Genomic DNA, 25,313 nt, shown 5'->3' with positions numbered 1-25,313 from the left:
TATTGAGTCATTTTTCTTTAATCAAGATAGCGTTGGCTAAGCTTTCCATAGGAGTCAATCCGGCGATCTCGAAAATAAGGCCAAATTTGCCGTATTTTTTCGGTACGCTGAAGGTCAATTTCTGTCACTAATACTATAGGTTCATCTGTTGACCCTATAGTAAGCAGCTCACCTTGAGGGCCAGCAATAAAGCTTGTACCCCAGAACTGAATCCCTGGTATGTGTTGGTTAGGATTAGCTTCTATGCCTACTCGGTTACTGGAGAGAAGGGGTAATCCGTTTGCAATAGCATGGGCGCGTTGTATTGTAATCCAAGCTTCTCGTTGTCTGTATTTTTCTGCCGCATCATCTTCGGGATTCCAACCAATGGCACTGGGATAAAGGAGTAGCTCTGCGCCAGCCAGAGCCATCAAGCGGGCTGCTTCAGGGTACCATTGATCCCAGCACACCAAGACTCCAAGGCAACCAATAGAGGTATTAATAGGGGTAAATCCTAGATCTCCCGGGGTAAAATAAAATTTCTCATAAAAACCAGGATCATCAGGAATATGCATTTTGCGGTATCGGCCTGCGATACGACCATCTGTATCTAAAACTACTGCCGTATTATGGTAAATTCCGGCAGTTCGGCGCTCGAAAAGGGAGATGACCAGAACAACCTTAAGCTCTACTGCTAAGGCGCTAAAAATTGCTGTTGAGGGGCCAGGGATAGGCTCAGCTAGGGCAAAATAACGAGTATCTTCAACTTGACAAAAATAGCGTGCGATATGTAGCTCTGGTAGCAGAATAAGCTTTGCCCCTTGAGAGGCAGCTTCGCGAATACCTTGAATACTGTGGTTAAGGTTTTCCTGCTGCTGTTGGCTACAAATTTGTTGGACGATAGCAACTTTCAATGGGTTATCCGATAGTATTAGTTTATAAGATATTTCTAAATAGTCCTTGCAGGCAGCTGCATGGTGATACAGTGGAGGCTACCATATTGCTGGATGAGAGGAAGACAGTCAATGCCAATAACTTGCCGATCGGGAAAGCATTCTTGGAGGATTGATAAAGCTTTAGTATCTGCTGGATCTTGATAAGTAGGCGCCAATACCGCTCCATTGATAATAAGAAAATTAGCGTAGCTTGCCGGCAGCCGCTTACCGTTGGCGCTAAATTTGGGGCAAGGCCAAGGAAGAGGCACTAAGCGGTAAGGGATACCTTTTGTATGGAAGGTACTGAGTTCTGCTTTCATAGCTTGAAGCTCAAGGTAATGTTCATCTTCAGGATCATCACAGGCTACATAGCATATTGTGTGTGGGTTACAGAATCGGGCTAAGGTATCAATATGGCCGTCGGTATCATCTCCAATTAACTGTCCATGATATAGCCATAATACTTGTTCAACTCCTAGCCAGTATTTAAGCTGATTCTCTATAGCGACCTGATTGAAATGGGCATTACGAGCCTTGGATAATAAACAGCTTGCCGTTGTCAGTAAGCTACCTGCGCCGTCAACCTCGATGCTTCCCCCTTCAAGGATTAAATCTGATCGTTTTAATACACTCGTATTAAACGCCCCTTGTTCGTATAGCTGGGTTGATACTTGATTATCAAGAGTCGCATTGTACTTTTTACCCCAGCCATTAAATACAAAATCGAGCAGCTGAATTTGCCCATTTTGCGTTAAGCAGCTAATGGGTCCGTAATCTCGGATCCAGGTATCGTTAAAGGGAGCAACATAAAGAGATATGGAAGTGCTGTTTATTTGTTGCTGTTTTAGCTGCTGATCAACTTCAGTTAGCTGATGTGGGCTATGGCAAACAATAATGAGCTTTTCCCTGCAGGCGATTTCGCGAGCGATATTGAGATATACTGTCTCAACTTCATTCACCCGAGATCCCCAATCACTCTCAGCTGAAGGCCAAGCGATTATAACACCCTCTTGGGGTGCCCATTCTGGGGGGAGCTGGTGTTTTAAAAGATTCATAATAAGAAGTCAGCGGCGATATTACTACAACTGGATTATCTGCGCTAAAGAAAAACGAGGCAGTAATATACCTTAAGGATAAGAAAATAAATACTGGTATGGGTTTTACGGTAAAAATAATTGTAATAACTCATTAAGCAAAGCGAGTCCTTTCTGAGTGGGATGGATGTTATGGGAGTCACATTCAATTAACCCTAGTTGTTGTGCTTGTTGTAGCGTTTTCTCTACTATGCTCAAAGGAAGGCCAGTGCGATCTTGAAAGAGTTGGCTAGGGAAACCGGTGGTTAGACGTAAAGCATTAAGCATAAATTCAAAGGCCGCCTCTTTAGGTGAGAGAATCGTCTCTCCTGCGATTCTCTCTATACTATCTGATTTAGCTAGATACCCCATAGGATGTTTAATTTTCCAAACTCGGATAATGCAGTTTGTTTTAGGGTCGGTAATTTTTCCATGGGCACCAGCGCCGATTCCGAGATAATCTCCAAAGCGCCAGTAATTAAGGTTATGTTGGCTTTGGTGATCTTTCTGAGCAAAGGCAGAGACCTCGTAGTGATGATAGCCTGCTTTGGCTAAGCGAGTATGGCAAGCTATTTGCCAAGCATCGATAGCCTCTTCAGCAGGTAATGAAGGCGGATAACGATGAAAATAGGTATGGGGTTCAATCGTGAGCTGGTAATGGGAAATATGATGCGGGATAAAACGAATGGCTGTTTCTATATCCGCAAGCGCTTGAATCTCTGTTTGCTCAGGTAAGCCGAACATAAGATCTAAATTGATATTATCAAATCCAGCATTATAAGCTGTGACTACGGCCTGATGAGATTCTCTGGCGCCGTGTATTCGGCCTAAGCGTTTAAGGGCGTTATCATTAAAGCTCTGAATACCAAGGGAGAGGCGATTGAGGCCAAGGGCACGAAATTCAGTAAAGCGCCCTTGCTCTACTGTTCCGGGATTAGCTTCCAGTGTAATTTCTATTGGGGATATCAGCGGTAGGTGGCTTTGTACCCACGAGAGTAATTGATCTAACGTCTCTGGGGAAAAAAGGCTGGGTGTACCCCCACCTATAAAAATACTCCGGATAGGCCGATCCAAAACCCGGGGCAGATCTTGTTCTAGATCCCTGATGAGGGCATTGATATAAGCTTTCTCAGGAAATTCATCCGGTAATAAATGAGAATTAAAATCACAATAGGGGCATTTACGCAAGCACCAAGGAAGATGGATATATAATCCTAGAGGCGGCAAGGTATCGAATTGAAACATAATACGAATTTTTTGCCTTCAGTGTAATGAAAAATACCCACTATATAGATAGATCTAATTTTTCTTATAGTTAAGCGCTGTTAGTAGAGCGGTTAAAGCTTTACCTCGATGGCTGTAGCGGTTTTTTTCCGCTGCTGATAGCTGAGCAGCAGTACACTGGTGATTAGGGAGGTAAAAAATGGGATCATAGCCAAATCCGCCATTGCCTTGAGGGATGGCGAGAATATGACCCTCCCAAGTGCCTTGGCAGATAAGGGGAGTTGGATCTTGCCAATGATGCATATAGACAATGAAGCATTGATAACGGGCATGGCGCTGTGTTTCTGGTGTTTCTTTTAGCATTTCTAATAATTTTTCTAGATTTTGTTGATCAGAGGCACCTAAACCCGCATAGCGAGCTGAATAAATTCCTGGTTCTCCATTCAGTGAATCAACTTCTAATCCGGAGTCATCAGCGATAGCTGCTAACCCTGTATAGCGGGCAGCGTGACGGGCTTTAATAATTGCATTTTCAACAAAGCTGAGGCCGGTTTCTTCAATCTCGGAGATATTGAGCTTGGATTGGGAAATCAATTCAATCTGAAGTGGGCTTAAAATAGCGCTGATCTCTTGTAATTTACCAAGATTATGGCTGGCGAGAACGATAGGCTGCGATAACATGATATTAGTTCCTAGAGAGCGCTTCTATTTGTTTTTCAAGCAAGGTGGTAATCCCAGTTTTTGCTAAATCTAACATGGATTGAAGTTCATTCATCCGGAAGGCATGACCTTCAGCTGTTCCTTGGATCTCAATAAATGCACCAGCCTCATTCATTACTACATTCATATCGGTTTCAGCAGCTGAATCCTCTTGGTAATCTAGATCTAGTACGGGTACTCCTTCATAAATCCCTACAGATACTGAGGCTACTTGTCCATGAATAGGATTGCGGGCAATTATTCTTTTTTTGACAAGCTTATTGACTGCATCAACTAAAGCTACATAGCTTCCCGTAATAGCTGCAGTGCGGGTTCCCCCATCGGCCTGGATAACATCGCAGTCAATGGTTAATGTGATTTCACCTAGGGCGACTAGATCTACAACTGCCCGTAGAGAGCGACCAATCAGGCGTTGAATTTCCATAGTTCGCCCTCCTTGGCGGCCTTGGGTAGCTTCTCGCCCCACTCGGCTATTAGTAGAACGGGGTAGCATGCCATATTCAGCAGTAATCCAACCTTGCCCTGCACCTTTAAGAAATCGAGGTACCCGATCTTCAATTGAAGCATTACAGATAACACGAGTATCACCAAATTCTACTAATACCGAACCTTCGGCATACTTTGTATAATGGCGTGTAAGGCGAATATGGCGTAATTCATCCGGAGTACGACGGCTTGGTCTCATCACTCATTATCCTTTTAGCTTTTGGTAGATTCTATAATTAGAGATTTTCTAGGATCTATAAACAACTTTAAGAGCTTATAGTATAGTTTTTCGATTCTAATGATTGCTATTTATCCTAATTATTATTAGATTTATTTTTTCCTCTATGAGGGTAAATAACTTTATGTTAAGGAAGTAGCGATTAATTTTAATATCTCCACTAGGAGATTAGAAGTAATATTTGTTTTGTTTTTAATATACTCGCCTTTATGAAAAGGTAGATTTTGCTGGTTGTCGAAGCACCTATTGAGTTTCTAAATTATTACGAGAGGATCTATAGCATTTGAATGAGGGAAATGCTCATCTGCAGCAAACTATTACCCAGTTGATAGATGCTGGCCGCTTCTTTTTTGATCAGGGCTGGGTGCCAGCTACCAGCGGTAATTTTTCAGCTCGGCTTGCTTCCACCTGTATGATAGTAACAGTATCTGGGTGGCATAAAGGTCAATTAAACTCAGAGGGGATGCTGGTTACAGATTTTAATGCCTCTCCTCTATCAGCTACAAATAAACGTCCGTCTGCTGAAGCTTTGTTGCATGGAACGCTATATCGGCGCTTTCCAGAAATTAATGCTATTTTTCATACGCATTCGGTTTATGCTACGGTACTATCTTGTTTGTTGCCAAATGAATTAATCTTAAGCGATTACGAGCTACTTAAGATTCTTCCTGGAATAAAGACTCATCAAATCTCAGTGCGGATCCCTATCTTTCCTAATGATCAGGATATAAGCCGTTTATCCATTGTTGTAGATGATTACTTAGCACAAACACCAGATAGCCCTGGGTATCTTATTGCAGGTCATGGCCTATATACTTGGGGAGGTAGTGTTGAACAGGCTCGCCATCGTGTAGAGGCGCTTGAGTTTTTATTTGAGTGCGAGGTACTTAGACGGAGATTATAGAACCTATGAGTAGATTAAAGATTTATAATGAAGACGATCCTAATCAGGCGGCTACCCATATACAATTTGAGAATATTGCTCAATATATGGATGAGATTGGGGTACAGTTTCAGCGCTGGGAAGAACGGGAATCTTTAATTTCAGAATCTTCTCAAGAAGAAATTCTAGCCGCTTATCGGGATTCCGTAGATAAGTTATGTCAGCAATATGGATTTAAATCAGTGGACGTTATCAGTATCAAGCCTGATCATCCAGAAAAAAAAGGGCTTCGAGAAAAATTTTTAAAAGAACATACCCATGATGACTTTGAGGTACGCTTCTTTGTCGAGGGTCAAGGACAATTTTATTTACATACCCAAGGAAAAGTATATGCTTTGCTTTGTCAATCTGGCGATCTTATCAGCGTGCCTGCGGGAATTCGGCATTGGTTTGATATGGGTGCAAATCCAAACTTAAAATGTATCCGTTTCTTTACCACACCAGATGGATGGGTAGCTGATTTTACTGGCAGTGATATTGCCGATCGCTTTCCTCGTTTAGAGCAATAAAAATTATGATTCGGGCTATTATCACTGATATTGAGGGAACTACGACCTCTCTTTCTTTTGTTAAAGACATATTATTTCCTTATTCACGGGAGCGGATAGCGTGTTTTGTAAAACAGCACGCTGAAGATCCACAGATAGTTTCCTTACTGGAGGATGTCCGAGTTGTTGCCCAAGATAAGCATTTAAGTCTGGAGGGTATTATTAGTCAATTAATTGCATGGATTGATGTTGATGCCAAGGTAACAGTATTAAAGTCCTTGCAAGGGATTCTATGGGAGGAAGGTTATTGGAGAGGTGATTTAACTAGCCATATTTACCCGGATGTTGCGCGTAACTTGCGAGCTTGGAAAGAGGTGGGTCTTACACTCTATATTTTTTCTTCTGGTTCTGTTCAAGCGCAGAAGCTACTATTTTCTCATACTATTGCTGGTGATTTGACTGTGTTTTTTAGTGGTTATTTTGACACCCATATTGGCGCTAAACACGATCCAGAATCTTATCAGCGTATTGCTGAAGAAATTAAAATTTTGCCCCCGCAAATTCTTTTTTTATCTGATGTTGAAGCAGAGCTAAATGCGGCAGCAAAGGCGGGCATGAGAACAATATGGTTAGTTCGAGAGGAAAAGCTGATTTTTCCAGCGACCCATTTTCAGGTGCAAGATTTCGATTCCATCCAGATAGATAGCTTTTAAGGTTAATAATCTTCCCTAGGATCTTGATTTTTTCTTGTGGTTTTCATTGACACTTCTCCTTTAGCAGTAATCTTGTGCTTATAAAAGTATCATCATTTGTAATGAGTCAACACAAGAATATTTTTTCAGTACAAAAAACATGTTTTTTGTTCTCTTTCATAAAATTAAGTCACTTTTACTATAAAACTCACTCCTATCTAGTCTTTTAAAGCAGTGATTTTGTGTACCATGTCAAATCTTCCAAACCTACCGTGCTTCGCTTAGTCAGCAGCGACCCGACTTGCAAAACGAGTTTTGCGTGTCTCTTGCTGTTCTGTCTTTCAGGATCATGAGCCTTTGATGCGCTTGAACGCTCTATAATCTCTCTAGGTAAGGGATTGTGGTTTAGAATGTCTTACAGCGCATCTGAGATGCGTTTTTCGTCAGGGGCAAGCCTCAGAGCGTAAACGAGAGCAGCGTGAGTGCGAGCGGGTGAGGATTTGGTGCAGCGAACCCTTGACGACACACACCCCAAAAGCAAGCTAGGCAAGGGTGGTTTAGGGTCACGCAGCGAGGCTAGCTATCTGTTAAATAGGTTTTTGATTTTAAAGGAAAGTGAACCGTATAAAAATCCAAATACATGCAATTATTATTGGAATTCTAATCTGTTTAGTCCATTTGTATATCTGTTTCCAGCGTTCTTCCGATAGTTGTTTAAGTCATTACTGCTCCCGCTGGATCTTTTCCTGTTTTAGTTTCTCCAGCTGTTTACGTTCCCGTTCTTCCTCTTCAATCTGTTTTTGTCTTCGTCGCCTCTCCTGTTCTACTTTGAGCTTATCTTGCTCTCTTCTTGCCTAGACAGGCTTACGCTTTGAGTCAAGATCATCGCTCTATAAATCGTCTTTTAAAATAATCCAGTGTAATTACTTCAATGTGCATTAAATATCATCAAATATTCTTTTAAGTCTGTTTTTAATTGCTTCGTTTGACGCAACATATAAATATAAAACAAAACTGCAATCACTATTTATTGGAATCATTTCCCAATATTTCCTGATAGTGCCCTGGTTTTAGCGGTTAATTTTATTTCTACTGCAATTCTTCTTAATTCCTTATTATTAAGCTGATACCAGAATACCCTGTCTGGTCTAGGTTCGTTTTTTTAATTTTTCCTGATATAGTTTCCCACTACACTCCGTTATTAAGCATAGCAATGTGACATTCCTAAATAGCGAAGCGGTGCGGTAATGACAGCAGTTTAATATTATTTAACGAAACCCTTCAAAAGGGTTTTCCATCACCAATACAAGAACAAGAGTCTTTTAGTCATTTGACGTTATTAATGATATTAATTTCTTATCATTAATAATCTTATCAATTAAATTAGATAAGACTGTATTTATATATTTACTATTTTGCCCCGCAGTTGAAACAAAAATCTTTGATTTCCTTGAGTCGGCGCGATAAAAACGCTCATATGTACGATTACCTTGGGTTGCTGTAACCTGTGCGGCGGCATTAGATTCTTGATGGCCAACCCAGAAACCGGAATGTAGTTGTGTTTGCAGATCACGTATACGTACTGTAAGCGTTGCATGTGGCATACTATTTAGATCATCAGCTATTTTGAAGCCGCGATGGGTAAGCCCTTGAGCGATGTGTTGTTTGATGGTTGCTGCAATGTCTGAGTCAGTAGTTATAGCGGCCGCTGAGATCATTCCGTCACCTCTGTGCCCTAAGTTTTGGGTTGGCCGCTCATCTTCCACTATGAGTGCAATAGGCAATCCATGACCATCGTCACTATCAACGTATTGAACTTGTGGTTGTAGATGCACAGTTTGTGGATGAAACATACAACCACTCTGTGAAAATGTAGCAATAGCCACAAGACGGGCTAACCTATAACGCTTAATCATATTTCCCCCTTTTTATTTATTTGTGAAGAGGTTATATTGCTGTCGATATAGGTAACAATACGTAGTAGTACGTAAAATATAATCTGTATTAAGTGAGCGTTATCATATTGATTATCTCCCCCTGAGTTTCTTAATCTAGTAAGATTAACTAATATATAACTCGCAATAACTGATATTAAATAGGCAGATTAGGGGCAGATAGATAAATAGTTGAAACTATGCTTGAAATGTAAAGGCGCTTGACCGATTCACAACCAATTGGTATAAATTACGAAATTTATTTGAACTAAGCCGAGCTGAGGAAGCTAACTGGTGAGCCGTAGAATAAGTTGAAGTTTATAGCATCAAAGAAAATAGGGGAATTATTTTAGTGAATAAATCAGAGCTTATTGAATCGGTGGCGGAAACGGGAGGTCTGACTAAAGCTGCAGCAGCTCGTGCCGTAGACTCTGTTATCGAGGCAGTTACTGATGCCCTAAGACGCGGAGATCAAGTGGCTATTATTGGTTTTGGCACTTTTTCTGTTCGAGAGCGAGCTGCTCGAATTGGCCGTAATCCGCAGACGGGTGAGGAAATTAAAATTAGTGCATCTAAGAGTCCGTTATTTAAAGCTGGAAAGCTTCTTAAAGATGCCGTAAACTAGAAGTTTCTTGGGTGCTTAGCTCAGCTGGGAGAGCGTCGCCCTTACAAGGCGAAAGTCGGGGGTTCGAACCCCTCAGCACCCACCATGTAGGGCGGGTAGTTTTTAGGAGTGGTAGTTCAGCTGGTTAGAATATCGGCCTGTCACGCCGAGGGTCGCGGGTTCGAGTCCCGTCCACTCCGCCATTTTTAGTGACTATAAAAATAAAAAGCGCAATTTACATGATTGTAAATGCGCTTTTTTTTTCTAATTAACTTAATTATCCTGCTAAGGGGGTATCTAAATTTATGCTGGAAGCCATACGGAATCGCGCTCAAGGTATCTTAGCTTGGGTAATTATTGGGCTTATTGCTATTCCTTTTACTCTCTGGGGTATTAATAACTATTTCCGTGATGGAGGTGAAACCATTGCTGCCTCTGTAAATGGTGAAGAAATTACCATCTCAGAATTCCGTACAGCATTCCAGCATTATCTACAGCAAATACGCCTTTTAATAGGCCAAGGTTTCTCAGAAAATATGCTGGATGATCCGGCAATTAAGCAAAACGTTTTAAACAGCCTAGTTGAACAACGCTTAATACTAGAAACTGTTACTAAGCTTGGACTAAACATGAGTGATTCAGATCTCAGTCAAGTTATCCAAACTAATAAAACTTTTCAGGATGAAACTGGACGGTTTGATTCTGCCCTTTATGAGAGTGTATTAAATAGTGAAGGATTAGAGCCAGCTGAATACGAGTCACGCTTGCGTTTAGCTTTACTAAGCGAGCAATTAGTTTCTACCTTACGTTTTTCAGCTTTTGTTACCCAGCAGGAATTAGAAGATATAGCTCGCTTGCGATATCAACAGCGAGAGATTAGTTATGGGATTATACCTGTATCTAAGTATTATGATACTGCTCATATTGATGAGGGTAAATTGCATGAATACTATAACGACCATCCAGATGAGTTTCAGATTCCAGAACAAGTTGTCATCAATTACCTACGACTCACTGGAGAATCTCTGGCTAAAGATATTTCTATCAATGAGCAGGTATTACATAATTTTTACGAGGAGATAAAAAATCAATATACCGTGCCGGAGCAGCGTCGAGCCAGCCATATATTGATATCAATTACACCAGAAAACGATAAGACCGCCCAACAAGAGGCGCAGCAAGTGCTTGAAAGGTTGCAGAAAGGCGAGTCTTTTGAAAAGGTTGCTAAGGAAGTTTCGAAGGATGCGGGATCAGCCAAGAATGGCGGTGATTTAGGTTTTTTTGGTCGCGGGGTTATGGATCCAGCTTTTGAACAAGCGGTATTTTCATTAAAACAAGTAGGAGATTTGAGTAAACCAATACTGAGTAAATTTGGTTATCACATCATCAAACTTACGGGGATTCAGCCGGGTAAAGCTAAATCCTTTGATGAGGTACGTGAAGAATTAGCGCAAAAATATCGCCAACAGCAGGCAGAAGATCAATTCTATGAAAAAGCCGATATCTTGGATAACCTCACGTATGAGAATTCTTCCTCCCTTGAGATGGCTGCTGAAGCCCTTGGACTTATGATTGAGACTAGCAAGCCTTTCCCTCGGGGTGGAGGCAGCGGAATTGCTGCTAATCCTAAAGTGGTAGCAGCGGCCTTTAGTGAAGAGGTACTAGAGGAGGGGATTAATAGCCAAGCCATTGAATTAGGGCCTAATGATTTAGTAGTACTACGAGTTAATAGAAGTATTCCTGCTTACATTCAGCCTTTTGAGGAGATTCAGAAAGAAATTAAAGAAAAACTGACTCGATCAGAAGCTAAAACTAAAATTCAAGAGCTAGGAGAAGAGTTTATTAAGCGGCTGCAACAGGGTGAGTCGCCAGAGATTGTTTTTGCTGAAGAAGGAGTCAACTGGAGTGAGAAGAGATTTTATACTCGAGAGGATATAAATGCTGATATTCCACCAGAAATTCTGATCACAGCCTATGGATTATCGCGATCAGAGCTGGAAGGTTCAGTGTTTGCTGGACAGTTATTGAAAACAGGTGATTATGCCGTACTGGGTATTTACTCAGTTCGAGATGGAGATTTCAACAAATTAGATGAAAAGACACGTCAATCTTTAATCCAAGAAATTGAGCGTAGCCGTGGTGAGATTACTTATCGTAGTTTTATTGAAGGGATAAAATCAAAGGCCAAGATTAAACTATACCCTGAAAATCTCTAATTTGATCATAAAAAACAGCAGATTAGGATCTTTCATTTTCAAGCAAAAAGGGATGATGGTTAATCGAAAAATAGACGTATAGGCGAATTTAAGTGCTTATCTGCTTTGAGATAGCCATTAAATTCGCCTCAGCTATATGAATAAATATCAGATTACTTATAGAAATGAGATGGCTTGGTTATTCTCCCATTCCAATAATATGATAACCGTTATCAACGTAAATGATTTCACCTGTTATGCCTGAAGCTAAATCAGAGCAGAGGAATGCCGCTACATTGCCAACTTCATCAATAGTAACATTACGTCTAAGAGGCGTGTTGTGCTCGGAGTAGGTCAGGAATTTATTGAAATTATCGATTCCTGAAGCGGCTAGCGTTTTAATGGGACCAGCGGAAATAGCATTAACTCGTAAACCTTCAGGTCCTAGAGAAGTTGCCATGTAACGCACGTTTGCTTCAAGACTCGCTTTAGCAACTCCCATTACATTATAGTTGGGAATAGTTCGCTCTGCCCCTAGATAGCTTAAAGTAAGGAGGGCACCATTGCGGCCCTGCATCATGGTTCTACCTGCTTTTGCCAGAGCGGAAAAACTATAGGAGCTAATCTCATGGGCGGTTAAAAATCCTTCCCGGGTAAGATTTTCTAGGTAATTACCCTGTAATTGATTACGGTGAGCAAAGGCGACTGAGTGAATGATGATATCTAGATGATTCCAATAGCCATTAAGACGAGTAAAAAGCATTTCAATTTGCTCATCACTACTTACATCACATGGAAGGATAATATCAGTACCACATTCGGAGGCAAGCTTTTCAACCCGACTTTGAAGTTTCTCACTTTGATAGGTTAGAGCTAGATCAGCCCCTTCCTTTTTCATGGCTTGTGCAATTCCCCAGGCAATAGAGCGAGAACTAGCTACTCCTACAATAAGCGCTTTTTTATTGGTTAGAAATCCCATGTTGTTCTCCTTAAGTTGCTTTCCTCTGTAATGTATGAGTAATATCACTTCAAGTTTTCTGCTTACGAAAGAAAAGAGTTTTGTAAGATTAACTTGAGTAAGTATGTTATCTAGGTATTTAGTAGAAATTATTTGTTTGTAGTTTGTGATCAAGAAAGAGCTTAATTTCATTAGCTAGTTATTCTAGCTAAGAAGATTTATTGAAAGCTAAATAATGCAAAATTATTAAATTTTATGACAGTGTAGTCTAAGAGTAAGATTTACTAAGGTAGGGTTAAAAGCAATTTAATGCTTGAGCTGCTTAAGAGACATATTGCGATAGCATATGGAAAACATACACTATTATAGGATAACTCTCATCTAAGATAAAATATCACTAATATAAAGATTGTTTATCAGCCGAGTATAGAGGAGATGTTTATGTGCGCTGGGCAAGTATGGGATTTACAAAATTATAGGAAAAATGCCCAGTTTGTGCCAGATCTAGGAATGCCTGTGATAGCATGGTTAAACCCAAAAATAGACGAGCATATCCTTGATCTAGGCTGTGGTGATGGGACACTTACAGCGAAGCTAGCAGCTTTTGGATGCCATGTCGTTGGCGTGGATAGTAGTCCGGAATTTATAAATGCTGTAAGGGCACAAGGACTGGAGGCTCGGCTAATGGACGGTGAGTATCTTCAATTTAGCGCTGAATTTGATGCTGTATTTAGTAATGCAGCCTTACATTGGATGAAACAGCCAAGAGCTGTAGCCGAAGGGGTCTGGAAGGCTTTAATTCCTGGCGGGAGATTTGTTGGAGAACTTGGTGGAGAGGGGAATATCCAGACTATTGTCACCGCGTTATACCAAGTACTAACACGATATAGAGCTGATCCTAGCACCTTCAACCCTTGGTATTTTCCAAGCATCGAAGAATATCAGCGCCTACTTGAGTCTATTGGGTTTCAGCTGATCCGGATTGAGTTATTTCAGCGCCCAACTTTATTATCTACGGATATGAGTCAATGGCTTTGGACTTTTGGGCAATGTTTTATCGCCGATGTGCCTAAGCTTGAGCAGCCAGAGTTCATTGCTGAAGTATGTGATAAGCTGCGCCCTAAACTATGCCGTAGCGATAACTCTTGGATAGTTGATTATGTGCGGCTACGATTTGAAGCCCGTAAGCCTTATTGAAATTGTAAGTTTTAACAAAAAATGGCCTCAACTTTATTGATTAGCAGCTATTCTATAAGTAAGTCTTATGGAAATCAGGTTTTATTTTCCGATATTTCTTTGAATTTTTTTTCTGATGAGCGTTTAGGATTAATTGGCCCTAATGGTTCTGGAAAGTCCACGTTATTGAAAATTTTCTCCGGAGTAGAGCTTCCTGATTCAGGAGAAATTACACGAAAGCAGAGCACTTTTGTAGTTTATTTACCTCAAGAAGATCGCTTTAATTTAGAAAAAACGGTTGAAGAAACCTTACAGGATGCCTTTCCAGAAGGGGGGCTGGAAGTGGGGTACGATCAGCGTACTCAGGAAATAATTCGTCAAACAGGGTTTGCTGATCCAACGCAAAAGGTAGGGACTTTATCAGGAGGTTGGCGTAAACGGCTTGCTATTAGTCGAGCGTTGATACAGAAACCAGATTTATTACTTATGGATGAGCCCACCAATCATCTGGATATGGAAGGGATTTTATGGCTAGAGGGGATACTAAAGCTATCCTCGTTTGCGTTTGTGTTAGCAAGTCATGATCGTTATTTTTTAGAAAATACCACTAATCGGATCGTTGAGATCAGTCAACAATATCCAGAAGGATTTCTTAAGGTAGAAGGTAATTACAGCAGCTTTCTCCAAAAACGAGAGGCCGCTATTAGCCAACAGGAACAGCAAGAGTTGGTGTTGGCTAATAAAGTACGGCGAGAACTGGAGTGGTTACAGCAAGGTTCAAAAGCCCGGACTTCTAAAGCGCGCTATCGCCTAAATAGTGCTCAACAGCTTCAGGGTGAGCTGAAAGTAATTAAAGCGCGTAATGTACAGCAAGGTAAAGCGGCAAAAATTGATTTTGAAGCCATTGGGCGAAAAACCAAAAAACTGTTAGAAGCCCAAAATATTGGGATTAGTCGCGGGGGGAGAGCGCTATTTGCGCATTTAAATTTACAGCTTTCCCCAGGTAAATGCGTGGGAGTGCTAGGGCAAAATGGTAGCGGGAAAACTACGTTAATACAACTATTGAGAGGAGAATTAGCCCCTGATTTAGGTACTATTACTTGGGCCGATGGGATTCGGGTAGTAGTCTTTGATCAAAAGCGAGAGCAGCTAAATCCTGAGCTAACTTTAAAGGAAGCCTTATGTCCTTTAGGAGATAGGGTTGTTTTTCGAGAGCATTCTGTTCATATCAGCGCTTGGGCTAAACGTTTTCTTTTTCCTGTAGAGAAATTAGGGCTTCCCATCTCTCAGCTTTCTGGTGGGGAGCAAGCCCGAGTTTTAATTGCTAACTTAATGCTACAGCCTGCAGATATTTTATTGCTGGATGAACCTACGAATGATCTAGATATCCCTACCCTCGAGGTGCTAGAGGAGAGTTTACAAGATTTTCCTGGCGCTATTGTACTGATTACCCACGATCGGTTTTTGTTAGATCGTCTTAGCGATACCCTACTTTATCTCGATGGCCGCGGAAAAGTTGAATTTTTTGCGGACTATTATCAGTGGCTTGAGGCCAGAAAGCCCCAGCCAGCTACTAAAGATTTCCCAAATAAGCTTAACTCTGAAAAAAAAGCCTCTTTAAAGCTAAGCTATGAGGAAAGAAAAGAGCTTAATCGAATTGAGCAAAAAATAATTAAAGCAGAGCATATCGTGGATACCTTTCAGCAACAGCTCCATGATCCTGAAATTATGAGTGACGCTGGTCGTTTGGCAACACTATACGCCCAGCTTCAAAAGGCAGAAAACAATGTTAAGCAGCTATATCAGCGTTGGGAGAAATTAGAACGGTTAAAGTAATTAATTAAGAAATTTAGTATAGCAGGGTAGGCGAGAATGTATTTATCTAGAGTAGGGGTTCTTTAGATATTTATTAGATCTAATGCTCATTTTTTCTGGATTTAACTGTAAATTTGTAAGCAATCAATTTCAAGACTACAATTACATTTTTAAAATAAATTTAGATCTAATATTAGAAGAGGCAGCGCTTAATTTAAGGAATAATGATTAGAAACGGTATTTATAATATCTGTTATTAAAAACTCATGATATGAAAGTTATACGGATAAATTATAAATCAGATTTGCCTCCATATTTTTAACGCGCCCATTATATTAAGGAGGGAGAAGAATGAAAAAACTTGCTATCTGTTTAGCGTTGACGCTGGGAGCTGGCCATATTAATCCCATTCTTGCAAAAGAGGGGGATGATAAGCTTATGCAGCAGGCTCAATCTCTATTTAAACCTATTCCCGCTACCCCACCCGCTTTGCGTGACGGAGTGACGATAACACCGGGGAAAATTGCACTTGGTAAATGGCTTTACTTTGATCCTCGTCTCTCTAGAAGTTGGTTAATTAGTTGTAATACTTGCCATAATTTAGCACTTGGTGGCGGAGATCTACAGGAAACTTCTATTGGTCATGGATGGGCAAAAGGGCCTCGTAACGCGCCTACTGTACTTAATGCTGTGTTTAATGTAGCTCAATTCTGGGATGGGCGGGCATCAGATCTGGCAGCACAGGCAAAAGGGCCGGTGCAAGCAGGAGTGGAGATGAATAATACCCCAGAACGTGTAGAAGATACGCTTAAGAGTATTCCGGAATATGTTCAAAGTTTCCGGAAAGCCTTCCCCAATGAGGCTAATCCAGTGACCTTTGATAATACAGCTAAAGCCATAGAAGCTTTTGAGGCTACTTTGCTAACCCCAAAATCACGCTTTGATCAATACCTTAAAGGTAATTCTGAGGCATTGACCGAAACCGAAAAAACTGGGCTTAAATTATTTATGGATAAAGGCTGTTCAAATTGCCACAATGGGGTTAATGTGGGCGGCAATAGCTATCATCCCTTTGGTGTTGCAAAAAAACCTCGCCCTGATGTGCTGCCAGAGAAAGATAAAGGACGTTTTGCTATAACTAAAAAAGCAAGTGATGAGTTTGTTTTTAGAGCTCCTTCCCTAAGAAATGTGGCTTTAACTCCTCCCTATTTTCATTCTGGCCAAGTGTGGAATCTTAATCAAGCAGTGGATATCATGGGATCAACGCAGCTAGGTATTACGCTTGATAGTAAAGATACGGCATCTGTTGTTGCTTTCTTAAAAACCTTAACGGGTGAGCAACCTAAAATAGAATATCCTATCTTACCTACTCATACTGGGGAGACTCCTTTACCCGTAACAGATATAAAGTGATAGCGTTTAGCGTTAACATAGAACGCCACAATTAATTAGTCTAAGCTAATAGGGGGCGACAATAGCTAAATTGCCACCCCCTACCCCTTTAAGTTAAGGTAAGTAAAACTAACTATCTCGGTGTTAACTGCTTACGTGTTGCCATTATCGGCCTATGTGTATTCACCGACTTAGTTTTTGCCACGTTACTCACTGTGTTTTTCCTGCTTCATCAAAACTTCTATGGTTGCTTGGACTTATTAAGCTATCGTTAAGTGGCTATGCATTATTACATTTTGCATCGTCGCTGGGAGTCGTCGCGCATCTATACTTAGGTTCTCCTATATTAAGGAGACAAAGGGCTAGCTTGAAATAGCGCTCTGTAGCTGCTGATTAAAGTAGGGAACTTATGGGGCTTGGGATTTATCAAATAGGTAAATTATTTTAATATAGTTACTTACCTATTATCTTATTTTCCTTTCTTTTTAATAAATCCTGCGTGATATGATGGTTCAATCTAGCCCATATGATTCTTCACCTAGTAGAGAATCAGAAAAACTTTTAGATCAAGAAGCCGATCGCTGTGTGATGTGCGGGTTATGCCTACCTCATTGCCCTACTTATCGTTTAACAGGTGATGAGAGCGAATCTCCTCGGGGTCGGATTGCCCTTATGCGCGCACTAGCTAAGAAACAATTACCCCCAACATTAGGCTTATTAGGTCATTTAGATAGATGCTTGACTTGTCGTGCTTGTGAGGCGGTATGTCCTTCTCTTGTTCCTTATGGGCGTCTAATTGATTCAGCACGTGCTCAGGCGAAAGATCATCGGTCTTATTGGCAGCAATTTAAAAAATATCTCTTTCATCAATGGATACTCTCATGGCCTACTGCGCTCTATGGCATTGGGAAGTTAATAAGGTTATTTCAAATTATAGGAATAGATAGATTAGCCCAGCGTAGTGGATTATTGCGAGTTTTAGGATGGGAACAACAATGGAAACTGGTACCTAGATTACCTTTTTTGCAATCTTGGGATCGTTTTTATCCTGCCAAATTTAAAGAACGAGGAAAAGTAGCTTTATTTAGAGGTTGTATCGCTGATGTAGTAGATCAACCTTTATTACTTACAACAACACAGTTATTAAATCAATTAGGCTATAGTGTTCATGTCCCCAGTAAACAGGTTTGTTGTGGTGCTTTAGCACGTCATGATGGTAACCTAGAAGAATCGTTAGCATTAGCACTAAAAAATATAAGCGCTTTTACGAATATAGATTCTGAAGCAATTATCTGTACTGCAACTGGCTGTACTACAAGCTTGATTGAGTATTTTCAATGGGTGCAGGAGGGAAAGGCTAATATAGATATTGCTCGTGATTTTGTCGCTAAAATTCAAGATGTTAATCAATTTCTACTTCAGATAAGCTGGCCGTCAGAAGTAACCCTAAAGCCCTTAGCGAAGCGTATCGCGGTTCATGATCCCTGTAGCTTGCGTTATGTTTTGAAGCAACATAACGCAGTATATAATTTGCTGCGTCGTATTCCTGAAGCTGATATTATTCCACTTCCAAATAATGAACAATGTTGCGGCGCTGCTGGAAGTTATATGCTCACGCAACCTACTCTTGCTAAGGCGCTACAGGCTGAAAAAATAAATATTTTGAAAAAAATACAGCCTGATATTTTAGTGACACCTAATATAGGGTGTTCTTTATATTTATCTGCTGGGATAAAAGAAGTTTCTCTTCCTATCGAGATAATGCACCCAGTACAACTGCTAGCCCAGCAAATAGATCTTTAAGAATATATATTTATTTGGTTTTTTTGTATTATGTTTATTTGGTTCATTTTGCGTGAATAAGCGCGTTATCTGCAATAAGCTAATTATAAGATAATAGGGAGATGAGATATGGAAGGAATAAGGTTTTCACAGCTTGATCGGGCTATTATTAACTTCGATAGTGCTTTGCGTACCGTCTTTGGAGCAACCGAGATAACCGAACGACCTAATCCTTCCTTGGGTATTGAAGAGGGGATGTTGAGTGAGAAAGAAAGAAAGCTTTCAGGGCGCTTAATGAGAATTAACCATGCGGGTGAGGTGGCAGCTCAGGCTCTATATATGGGGCAGGCATTAACAGCAAATCTTACAGAAGTAAGAGAGGCAATGGAGATTTCTGCCCGTGAAGAGAATGATCATTTAGTATGGTGTAAATGCCGAGTACAAGAGCTTAGTACTCATGTTAGCTATTTAAGCCCTTTTTGGTATGGAGGTTCCCTTATGATTGGTGCTTTAGCAGGTATTGCTGGGGATAAGTGGAGTTTAGGTTTTATAGCTGAAACAGAGCATCAAGTAATCAAGCATTTAGATGGCCATTTAGACCAGATCTCCGTTCATGATACACGTAGTCATGCTATCTTAAACCAGATGCGAGAAGATGAATCTAGGCACGCTACAGCAGCCTTGGAGGCTGGTGGGGCAGAACTACCTACCCCTATAAAGATTATTATGGGAATAACATCAAAGTTAATGACCCGAACTGCTTACTGGATATAGTATGGTTAATTAATAAGCTAATTAGGTAATTTAATGCCAATATAGGAGCAAATTATGGCCGATAATAATGATGATAATGGTTACGCACGACCTGCTTATGGCAGGCGGCCTATCTCTGAGCGCCCAAGCTATAGGCAATCTAAGAATAGAGGGCGAATGCTCTCTATAATGATTTCGGTATCTTTAATTATTGTATTAGTAGCAGGGGCTACATGGTTATACTTCAACCATAATGTGGAAAGAAAAAATACAGTTGTTACGCAGCAAGAGATTAACCCGCAAATTGAAGAAGGGACAGAAGTTATTCCCTCCCAGGTAAAGTTGGAGTCAAAGCCTGTTCAGCCAGATTCTGAAAATAAACCTGAAAATAAGATAGCTTCATCTGACAAGGGAACCGCTTTATCTAATATTGATATGACTCCGTCTAGCGAGGATGAGCATGAATTTGCTTCGATTTTAAAGGAATTAGATGCTGGATCGCCTAGTACTCAAGCAGAAGAAAGAGCTTCTACATCTTCTAAAGGACTTACTAATGAATTAGCTGCGTTAAGGGAACAAACGAAAAAATCGGAGCAGGCAACTAAAGAGCTTAATAAAGCTACCGATCAGCTATTAAAACAGAATGATAAGACAGCAGAGATTGCTGTTACGCCACCGCTACCTGCTACTAAAACTGAAAAGGATTTTGGCTCTTTGGGTAGCGATACTACTATAAATAAAGGGTCTATGACTAAGGATGATAATGCACTATTTGCAGTTCCATCTCTAGCAGGGAAATCTAAAACTAGTGATCTTGCTTTATTGCAGCAGGAGTTAACTGAAAAGACTGTAACTGTTGAGCCTGGAGATACTCTTTCCAGTATTGCTAAACGTGTTTATGGTGATGCAAATAAGTGGCACCTTATTTATGAAACCAACCAAGATAAGCTAAAAAGCCCTAATGCTTTGCGAGTTGGGATGAAATTAACTATTCCAGTCCAAGAATAGGTTGTTATTTAGGGTGGGTAGAAAGAATTCTTTTACCCACCCCTGTCTTGGTATTTTAAGGCACGATCTGGTTAATTGTTACTGATACTGGGCTTGTGGGATTCCCTGAGAGGTTGCCGTCAACAAATCCTTGAAGATCGCCGCTTTGAGGTATTGGATTTCCAGATAGAGAAATACGAGCCCCCACCTGAAATTCGTTAAAATTTGACATACGGAAACTAGGTGCCATGGCTTTAGAGTCATCCAATACAACTGTTAAAGGTAGATCTTTAACTTGTTTCCGGACAGCGGCTAAAGGCATGGGCGGCCCTTTAGCTGCCCGAGCAAAAATAAAGACGGTGGATGTATCAGCAGCTTTATCTTTGAGCGTAGGATCAAGCACTACTTGAACTTCTATACGAGGAGATTGTTTATTTCCTTCGGTAGATACTTTTTTGTCACTAGCTTCACCCCCTCCCCCTGTATTGGTATTGGCTATTGCTTCTGATGAAGATGACAACTGGGCTAAATGAGCGCGTACCATACGTTCTTCATCACTACCTGGGGGAAGTTGAAGGGCAAGCTGCTCAAGATAAGTTTTTGCCTTTTCATTTTGGTTAGATTGGAGTGCATTTACAGCAGCTAGCCATAGTGCTTCGGGGTGTTGAGGTGCGATTTTGAGTACACGCTGTATAAGCTTTAGAGGAGCTCCTTGCAACCGCCGTTCTTGGCTAGTGGCAAGAGCTTTTGCATAATCTAAGATGATATCAGGGTTTTGATCATCTAATGCATAGGCATGACCTAATGCTTCCGCTGCTTCGGAAACTTGATTAGTGGCAAGGTAAGTTTTTCCCAGTAATTGCCAACCTTGAGCATCTTCAGGATCCTCTACTAAATGAGCTTGAAGGCTTTTTATAGCATGGCCTATTCGGTCTATCTCTTGTTGAGAAGTTTCTTTACTAGCCAATTGCTCCCCTACCTTACCACTAGCGCCTACCTGCCAATAAGTAAGGAAAGCTAATGAGGGTACAAGTATAGTTAAGATGAGAGCAGTTAGCCAATGCCGTTTTATTTTTAAATCAGTTGAGGAGCCAATAGCTAAATCAGCAGCCATAGCTTCTTCTAGTTCATGTTGGGCATGGGAGAATTGCTCTTCAGTTAAAATACCATGATGCAACTCAGCCTTAAGCTCCTGTAGCCGCTGTCGATAGATAGCAATTTCGGCTGCAGTCTCATCATTTTCCTGTTGAGAGTGACGGCGCAATAAAGGAGGGAGTAAAAAAGCAAGCGCAAATAGGGACATTACTCCCGCAGCAATCCAAAATACTGATAAGGAGGTCATTTTAAATCCTCTTCCTCCAGAAGTTTAGCCATACGCTGGTGCTCCGCCTCAGAAAGGCTAGGGGTTAAAGTTTGATGGCGTTTTCGCATAGCGATAATAAATATACCAAACCCTACTATGAAGAATAACGCTGGCCCAAGCCATAATAAATAAGTATTTGGCTGCATAGGGGGGCGAAAAAGAACGAAATCCCCATATCGCTGTACTAGAAAATCAATGATTTCTTGATTAGTAAGGCCGTCTTTCATTTTTTGATAAACTTCACGCCGCATATCTCCCGCTAAATCAGCGTGGGAGTCAGCAAGCGATTGGTTTTGGCATACTAGACATCGTAGTTGTCCAATCAGATCTTGAAATTTAGCCTCTTGGGCTGGATTATCAAATGAATAAAGGGCAGGATCAGCAGCATAAGCCTGCATTTCTGTCCCTGCTAGTACAAATACTAGCAGTAATATCCGTATCATTATCGTTTAACCTCTATGAGTCTCGAATGATTGAATTAAGGGGAGTAATTCTTTTTCGATGACTTCCCAAGTTAGTGGTCCAATTTGCTTATACCGGATAATTCCTTGAGGGTCGACGAGAAAGGATTCTGGAACGCCGTAAACTCCCCAGTCCATACCGACTCGTCCATCCATATCAACGGCAATCTCTGTATAGGGATTACCTAGGTCGCCAAGCCATCCTAGTGCTGCCTCTCGTTTGTCTTTGTAATTAAGCCCAATGATGGGCAGTTGGGGTTTTTCTCGCGCTAAGCGGAGTAAAATTTCATGCTCCGCTCGGCAGGCAACACACCAACTAGCCCATACATTCACTAGAGCCGCTTTACCTAGTAGGTCGCTTCGATATATTTTTTTCTCTGGGGTATTTAACCGTGGAATCCCAAGCTCAGGAGCCGCTTTGCCGATTAGGGGTGAGGGAATCTGCCGAGGATCTTTATGCAGCCCAATAGCAAAAAATAGTACTAGAACTATAAAGATGATTAAGGGGGTAGTATAACGTGACATTAGATTTCTGCTACCGCCGCTGTTGTATTTGCAATAGGCTGAGTAGTTTTACGCTTAGCTTTCTTTAATAACCCTATCCGGTAACGTCGATCACTGGCAGCTAATGCCCCACCAAAGGCCATAAATAATCCTCCTAACCAGATCCAGCGGACAAATGGTTTATATTGGATGCGTAAACTCCATTTGTTTTCTCCAAGGGATTCTCCTAAGGCAACGAATAAATCCCGAAATAATCCAGCATCAATACCAGCCTCGGTCATGGGAGAGGTTTGTACACGGTAAATACGTTTCTGAGGTTGAAGGGTGGTAATTAATTCTCCATTTTTGAGGATAGATACGCTACCTTCGGTAGCTCGATAATTAGGACCGTTAGTCTCGTGAATTGAATCTAGGCGAAACTCATAGGCACCTAATTTTGCTCCTTCGCCTATGGCAACACCTACATCTTGTTCTAATCCGTAGATTGAAGTTATGGTGATACCCACAATTGAAATGGCAAAGCCTAAATGGGCTAATGACATTCCTACAAAGTTCCGCGATAAGGAAAGGATACCTGCGATTGCTCCTTCTCGATTTATAGATCGATTCCAAATTCCAAGCAAAGTTGTGAGCGTAACCCATACTGCTACTGTGATTCCAGCAATCGCATTGAATTCTTTTTCATGGCCAATAGCATAAGGGATTGAGATTCCAATCGCGACGCAAACAATAAAAACCAAGCCACGTCTTTTTACGATTTCCCAGAAACTTTGCTGCTTCCAGCGAGCTATAATACCCATACCTAGTAGGAAGGCTAGAATAAGCATGAGGGGGATAAACACAGTATTGAAATAAGGAGGTCCTACTGAAATTTTGCCTAATCCCGTGCCTTCAAGAATTAAGGGATATAAAGTACCTAGTAACACGCTGCCGGCAGCGACGACCAATACTACGTTATTGGCTAAAAGGAATCCTTCACGAGAAATAAAGTGAAACCGTCCAGTATCCAGTACTAGTGGTGCTCGTAGTGCATAGAGTAATAGGGATCCACCTACAGTAATACCTAACAAGAAGAGGATAAAAATCCCGCGTGCTGGGTCTGATGCAAAGGCGTGTACAGATGTGAGCACCCCAGAGCGTACTAAAAAAGTTCCTAGTAAGCTAAGAGAAAAGGCAAAGATTGCAAGCAATACAGTCCAGCGTTTAAAGGCATCTCGCTTTTCAGTAACCGCAAGGGAATGAATTAATGCTGTACCTACTAGCCAAGGCATAAAGGAAGCATTTTCTACCGGATCCCAAAACCACCATCCGCCCCAGCCAAGCTCATAATAAGCCCACCAACTTCCTAAGGTAATACCAATAGATAAAAATAACCAAGCTACTACTGTCCAAGGCCTGGACCACCGTGCCCAAGCAGCATCAAGGCGTTTACCAATAAGCGCTGCAATAGCAAAGCTAAAGACGACAGAAAAGCCTACATAACCCATATAGAGCATGGGAGGATGTATAACTAACCCTGGATCTTGCAATAAAGGGTTAAGATCTTGCCCATCTAAGGGGGCTGGAAACAGGCGTAGAAACGGGTTTGAAGTAAGGATCATAAATAATAAGAACCCTACATTTATTATGCCCATAATAGCCAACACTCGAGCAATATATACTAAGGGTATGCTACGGCTAAATCGGGCGACAGCAACTGTCCAGAAACTTAAGATCAAACTCCATAGCATCAGTGATCCTTCGTGAGACCCCCAGATAGCTGCAAAACGATAAGGTATTGGCAGAGCGGAGTTAGAATTGCTCGCTACATAAGCGACTGAAAAATCATTAGTAATGAAACTAGTAGCAAGGCTAGCGAAAGCAATGACGATAAAAAAGCATTGGCCATAAGCTGCAGTTCGTGCTACGTTCATCCATCCTACAATTCCACGTTGTGCCCCAACAAGCGGTAATATTGCCTGAGAAAGTGCTAAGGTAAGGGCCAGAATTAGCGCAAGGTGCCCAAGTTCTGGAATCATAGTTTATTCTCCGTATTGGGTTTTACTTTAGCTAGGGAGTCAGCAACTTCGGGGGGCATATATTTTTCATCATGTTTAGCTAAAACTTCGCTAGCTTCAAATACTTTATTAGGCCCAAGTTTACCCATGGCAACGATCCCTTGCCCTTCGCGGAATAAATCAGGGAGGATACCACTGTAGACGATAGTCATTGTTTTAGCGTTATCAGTAACTTCGAATTCCATATTAAGACTACCGCTTTCTCGTTTTACACTACCATCAACCACTAGCCCTCCAACCCGAATAGTAGTGTCAGTAGGGACTTCCCCAGCCATGACTTGGCTTGGGTTATAAAAGAACAAAATATTTTTTTGAAAGGCTTTTAGCCCAAGCCCAGTAGCAATAGATACTCCCATAACTACTAGTGTTATCATTGCAAACCGTCTTTGGCGTACGGTCATGATTTGTCCTCCTGCTGTATTTGACGGATTATTCGACGCTGTCGAAGTAAGGCATGTACAATGTTACCTATCAAGATGACAGCGGCGATTCCGTAGGCTGTCCATACGTAAAGAGCGTATCCGCCCATATGGATGAATTCTTGTAATGTATTC

The 25,313-nt window shown here is 41.2% G+C and carries 24 protein-coding genes and 2 tRNA genes; 13 read left to right on the top strand and 13 right to left on the bottom strand.

Annotated elements, in window-relative coordinates; genetic code table 11:
• Positions 1-17 precede the first annotated feature (17 nt).
• From TAO_RS07650 to rph, 5 genes are all read right to left on the bottom strand, one after another.
• The gene (locus TAO_RS07650) at positions 18-893 is read right to left on the bottom strand and encodes a carbon-nitrogen hydrolase (protein WP_096527347.1); all 876 of its coding nucleotides are present in this window, start codon (positions 891-893) and stop codon (positions 18-20) included.
• A 35-nt stretch (positions 894-928) separates the two neighbouring features.
• On the bottom strand, positions 929-1,969 hold the full coding sequence (locus TAO_RS07645; protein ID WP_096527346.1) for an agmatine deiminase family protein: 1,041 nt from the start codon (positions 1,967-1,969) through the stop codon (positions 929-931).
• Positions 1,970-2,074: 105 nt separating this feature from the next.
• Positions 2,075-3,232, bottom strand: a complete 1,158-nt coding sequence (hemW, locus tag TAO_RS07640) for a radical SAM family heme chaperone HemW (RefSeq protein ID WP_096527345.1) — start codon at positions 3,230-3,232, stop codon at positions 2,075-2,077.
• A gap of 54 nt (positions 3,233-3,286) precedes the next feature.
• Positions 3,287-3,892, bottom strand: a complete 606-nt coding sequence (gene rdgB / locus TAO_RS07635) for an RdgB/HAM1 family non-canonical purine NTP pyrophosphatase (protein WP_096527344.1) — start codon at positions 3,890-3,892, stop codon at positions 3,287-3,289.
• Positions 3,893-3,896: 4 nt separating this feature from the next.
• Positions 3,897-4,616 carry a ribonuclease PH gene (gene rph / locus TAO_RS07630; RefSeq protein WP_096527343.1) on the bottom strand — a complete coding sequence of 240 codons (720 nt, stop codon included), beginning with the start codon at positions 4,614-4,616 and terminating at the stop codon, positions 3,897-3,899.
• 322 nt (positions 4,617-4,938) lie between these two features.
• Here rph and TAO_RS07625 point away from each other — a divergent pair, with 322 nt between their 5' ends.
• Genes TAO_RS07625 through mtnC form a run of 3 tightly spaced genes read left to right on the top strand, consistent with a single transcriptional unit; the run spans position 4,939 to position 6,799 of the window.
• A complete protein-coding gene (locus TAO_RS07625) occupies positions 4,939-5,559 on the top strand; it encodes a methylthioribulose 1-phosphate dehydratase (RefSeq protein ID WP_096527342.1) in 621 nt (206 codons plus the stop codon).
• Between the two features lie 5 nt (positions 5,560-5,564).
• Entirely contained in the window at positions 5,565-6,107 is a 543-nt protein-coding gene (locus tag TAO_RS07620) for a 1,2-dihydroxy-3-keto-5-methylthiopentene dioxygenase (protein ID WP_096527341.1), read from the top strand.
• 5 nt (positions 6,108-6,112) lie between these two features.
• Positions 6,113-6,799: an acireductone synthase gene (gene mtnC / locus TAO_RS07615; RefSeq protein ID WP_096527340.1), complete on the top strand. Its 687-nt coding sequence runs from the start codon at positions 6,113-6,115 to the stop codon at positions 6,797-6,799.
• Between the two features lie 1,301 nt (positions 6,800-8,100).
• Here mtnC and TAO_RS07610 read toward each other — a convergent pair.
• A complete protein-coding gene (locus TAO_RS07610) occupies positions 8,101-8,694 on the bottom strand; it encodes a YajG family lipoprotein (RefSeq protein ID WP_096527339.1) in 594 nt (197 codons plus the stop codon).
• A gap of 370 nt (positions 8,695-9,064) precedes the next feature.
• Between TAO_RS07610 and TAO_RS07605 the strand changes: the two genes are divergently transcribed.
• From TAO_RS07605 to TAO_RS07590, 4 genes are all read left to right on the top strand, one after another.
• The gene (locus TAO_RS07605; RefSeq protein WP_096527338.1) at positions 9,065-9,337 is read left to right on the top strand and encodes an HU family DNA-binding protein; all 273 of its coding nucleotides are present in this window, start codon (positions 9,065-9,067) and stop codon (positions 9,335-9,337) included.
• Positions 9,338-9,346: 9 nt separating this feature from the next.
• Positions 9,347-9,422, top strand: a tRNA-Val gene (locus tag TAO_RS07600).
• Between the two features lie 20 nt (positions 9,423-9,442).
• A tRNA-Asp gene (locus TAO_RS07595) sits at positions 9,443-9,519 on the top strand.
• 102 nt (positions 9,520-9,621) lie between these two features.
• Positions 9,622-11,532 carry a SurA N-terminal domain-containing protein gene (locus tag TAO_RS07590; RefSeq protein WP_096527337.1) on the top strand — a complete coding sequence of 637 codons (1,911 nt, stop codon included), beginning with the start codon at positions 9,622-9,624 and terminating at the stop codon, positions 11,530-11,532.
• A gap of 178 nt (positions 11,533-11,710) precedes the next feature.
• Here the strand turns inward: TAO_RS07590 and TAO_RS07585 are convergent, their stop codons facing one another.
• Entirely contained in the window at positions 11,711-12,490 is a 780-nt protein-coding gene (locus TAO_RS07585; protein ID WP_096527336.1) for an enoyl-ACP reductase FabI, read from the bottom strand.
• Positions 12,491-12,910: 420 nt separating this feature from the next.
• Here TAO_RS07585 and TAO_RS07580 point away from each other — a divergent pair, with 420 nt between their 5' ends.
• From TAO_RS07580 to TAO_RS09985, 6 genes are all read left to right on the top strand, one after another.
• Complete coding sequence (locus TAO_RS07580) at positions 12,911-13,666, top strand: class I SAM-dependent methyltransferase (protein WP_096527335.1); 756 nt, start codon at positions 12,911-12,913, stop codon at positions 13,664-13,666.
• Positions 13,667-13,687: 21 nt separating this feature from the next.
• Positions 13,688-15,481 carry an ABC-F family ATP-binding cassette domain-containing protein gene (locus TAO_RS07575; RefSeq protein ID WP_096527334.1) on the top strand — a complete coding sequence of 598 codons (1,794 nt, stop codon included), beginning with the start codon at positions 13,688-13,690 and terminating at the stop codon, positions 15,479-15,481.
• A gap of 330 nt (positions 15,482-15,811) precedes the next feature.
• Complete coding sequence (locus TAO_RS07570) at positions 15,812-16,873, top strand: cytochrome-c peroxidase (protein WP_096527333.1); 1,062 nt, start codon at positions 15,812-15,814, stop codon at positions 16,871-16,873.
• Between the two features lie 483 nt (positions 16,874-17,356).
• Entirely contained in the window at positions 17,357-18,655 is a 1,299-nt protein-coding gene (locus tag TAO_RS07565; RefSeq protein WP_096527332.1) for a (Fe-S)-binding protein, read from the top strand.
• Positions 18,656-18,763: 108 nt separating this feature from the next.
• Positions 18,764-19,408, top strand: a complete 645-nt coding sequence (coq7, locus tag TAO_RS07560) for a 2-polyprenyl-3-methyl-6-methoxy-1,4-benzoquinone monooxygenase (protein WP_096527331.1) — start codon at positions 18,764-18,766, stop codon at positions 19,406-19,408.
• Between the two features lie 54 nt (positions 19,409-19,462).
• Positions 19,463-20,395 carry a LysM peptidoglycan-binding domain-containing protein gene (locus TAO_RS09985; RefSeq protein WP_231910627.1) on the top strand — a complete coding sequence of 311 codons (933 nt, stop codon included), beginning with the start codon at positions 19,463-19,465 and terminating at the stop codon, positions 20,393-20,395.
• A 55-nt stretch (positions 20,396-20,450) separates the two neighbouring features.
• Here TAO_RS09985 and ccmI read toward each other — a convergent pair whose 3' ends face one another.
• Genes ccmI through ccmD form a run of 6 tightly spaced genes read right to left on the bottom strand, consistent with a single transcriptional unit; the run spans position 20,451 to position 25,288 of the window.
• Positions 20,451-21,716, bottom strand: coding sequence for a c-type cytochrome biogenesis protein CcmI (gene ccmI, locus TAO_RS07550; protein WP_096527330.1), 1,266 nt, complete (start codon positions 21,714-21,716; stop codon positions 20,451-20,453).
• Positions 21,713-22,180, bottom strand: coding sequence for a cytochrome c-type biogenesis protein (locus TAO_RS07545; RefSeq protein ID WP_096527329.1), 468 nt, complete (start codon positions 22,178-22,180; stop codon positions 21,713-21,715). The genes ccmI and TAO_RS07545 overlap by 4 nt, the downstream gene beginning before the upstream one ends.
• Positions 22,181-22,186: 6 nt before the next feature.
• Positions 22,187-22,723 carry a DsbE family thiol:disulfide interchange protein gene (locus tag TAO_RS07540; RefSeq protein ID WP_096527328.1) on the bottom strand — a complete coding sequence of 179 codons (537 nt, stop codon included), beginning with the start codon at positions 22,721-22,723 and terminating at the stop codon, positions 22,187-22,189.
• Positions 22,723-24,720: a heme lyase CcmF/NrfE family subunit gene (locus tag TAO_RS07535; protein WP_096527327.1), complete on the bottom strand. Its 1,998-nt coding sequence runs from the start codon at positions 24,718-24,720 to the stop codon at positions 22,723-22,725. Before TAO_RS07535 ends, TAO_RS07540 begins: the two co-directional genes overlap by 1 nt.
• Positions 24,717-25,160, bottom strand: a complete 444-nt coding sequence (gene ccmE, locus TAO_RS07530) for a cytochrome c maturation protein CcmE (protein WP_096527326.1) — start codon at positions 25,158-25,160, stop codon at positions 24,717-24,719. The genes TAO_RS07535 and ccmE overlap by 4 nt, the downstream gene beginning before the upstream one ends.
• Positions 25,157-25,288 carry a heme exporter protein CcmD gene (gene ccmD / locus TAO_RS07525; protein WP_231910626.1) on the bottom strand — a complete coding sequence of 44 codons (132 nt, stop codon included), beginning with the start codon at positions 25,286-25,288 and terminating at the stop codon, positions 25,157-25,159. Before ccmD ends, ccmE begins: the two co-directional genes overlap by 4 nt.
• Between the last annotated feature and the right edge of the window lie 25 nt (positions 25,289-25,313).

Source organism: Candidatus Nitrosoglobus terrae (assembly GCF_002356115.1).
Taxonomy (GTDB): domain Bacteria; phylum Pseudomonadota; class Gammaproteobacteria; order Nitrosococcales; family Nitrosococcaceae; genus Nitrosoglobus; species Nitrosoglobus terrae.
Note: the sequence above shows the minus strand (reverse complement) of the source record. Positions and strands in the feature narration are given on the sequence as shown.

Bases quoted from the DNA above. Each gene is read 5' to 3' on its own strand.
- TAO_RS07645 (WP_096527346.1), bottom strand. From the start codon at position 1,969: ATGAATCTTTTAAAACACCAGCTCCCCCCAGAATGGGCACCCCAAGAG.
- hemW (WP_096527345.1), bottom strand. From the start codon at position 3,232: ATGTTTCAATTCGATACCTTGCCGCCTCTAGGATTATATATCCATCTT.
- rdgB (WP_096527344.1), bottom strand. From the start codon at position 3,892: ATGTTATCGCAGCCTATCGTTCTCGCCAGCCATAATCTTGGTAAATTA.
- rph (WP_096527343.1), bottom strand. From the start codon at position 4,616: ATGAGACCAAGCCGTCGTACTCCGGATGAATTACGCCATATTCGCCTT.
- TAO_RS07620 (WP_096527341.1), top strand. From the start codon at position 5,565: ATGAGTAGATTAAAGATTTATAATGAAGACGATCCTAATCAGGCGGCT.
- mtnC (WP_096527340.1), top strand. From the start codon at position 6,113: ATGATTCGGGCTATTATCACTGATATTGAGGGAACTACGACCTCTCTT.
- TAO_RS07610 (WP_096527339.1), bottom strand. From the start codon at position 8,694: ATGATTAAGCGTTATAGGTTAGCCCGTCTTGTGGCTATTGCTACATTT.
- TAO_RS07590 (WP_096527337.1), top strand. From the start codon at position 9,622: ATGCTGGAAGCCATACGGAATCGCGCTCAAGGTATCTTAGCTTGGGTA.
- TAO_RS07585 (WP_096527336.1), bottom strand. From the start codon at position 12,490: ATGGGATTTCTAACCAATAAAAAAGCGCTTATTGTAGGAGTAGCTAGT.
- TAO_RS07580 (WP_096527335.1), top strand. From the start codon at position 12,911: ATGTGCGCTGGGCAAGTATGGGATTTACAAAATTATAGGAAAAATGCC.
- TAO_RS07575 (WP_096527334.1), top strand. From the start codon at position 13,688: ATGGCCTCAACTTTATTGATTAGCAGCTATTCTATAAGTAAGTCTTAT.
- TAO_RS07570 (WP_096527333.1), top strand. From the start codon at position 15,812: ATGAAAAAACTTGCTATCTGTTTAGCGTTGACGCTGGGAGCTGGCCAT.
- TAO_RS07565 (WP_096527332.1), top strand. From the start codon at position 17,357: ATGATGGTTCAATCTAGCCCATATGATTCTTCACCTAGTAGAGAATCA.
- coq7 (WP_096527331.1), top strand. From the start codon at position 18,764: ATGGAAGGAATAAGGTTTTCACAGCTTGATCGGGCTATTATTAACTTC.
- TAO_RS09985 (WP_231910627.1), top strand. From the start codon at position 19,463: ATGGCCGATAATAATGATGATAATGGTTACGCACGACCTGCTTATGGC.
- ccmI (WP_096527330.1), bottom strand. From the start codon at position 21,716: ATGACCTCCTTATCAGTATTTTGGATTGCTGCGGGAGTAATGTCCCTA.
- TAO_RS07545 (WP_096527329.1), bottom strand. From the start codon at position 22,180: ATGATACGGATATTACTGCTAGTATTTGTACTAGCAGGGACAGAAATG.
- TAO_RS07540 (WP_096527328.1), bottom strand. From the start codon at position 22,723: ATGTCACGTTATACTACCCCCTTAATCATCTTTATAGTTCTAGTACTA.
- TAO_RS07535 (WP_096527327.1), bottom strand. From the start codon at position 24,720: ATGATTCCAGAACTTGGGCACCTTGCGCTAATTCTGGCCCTTACCTTA.
- ccmE (WP_096527326.1), bottom strand. From the start codon at position 25,160: ATGACCGTACGCCAAAGACGGTTTGCAATGATAACACTAGTAGTTATG.
- ccmD (WP_231910626.1), bottom strand. From the start codon at position 25,288: ATGGGCGGATACGCTCTTTACGTATGGACAGCCTACGGAATCGCCGCT.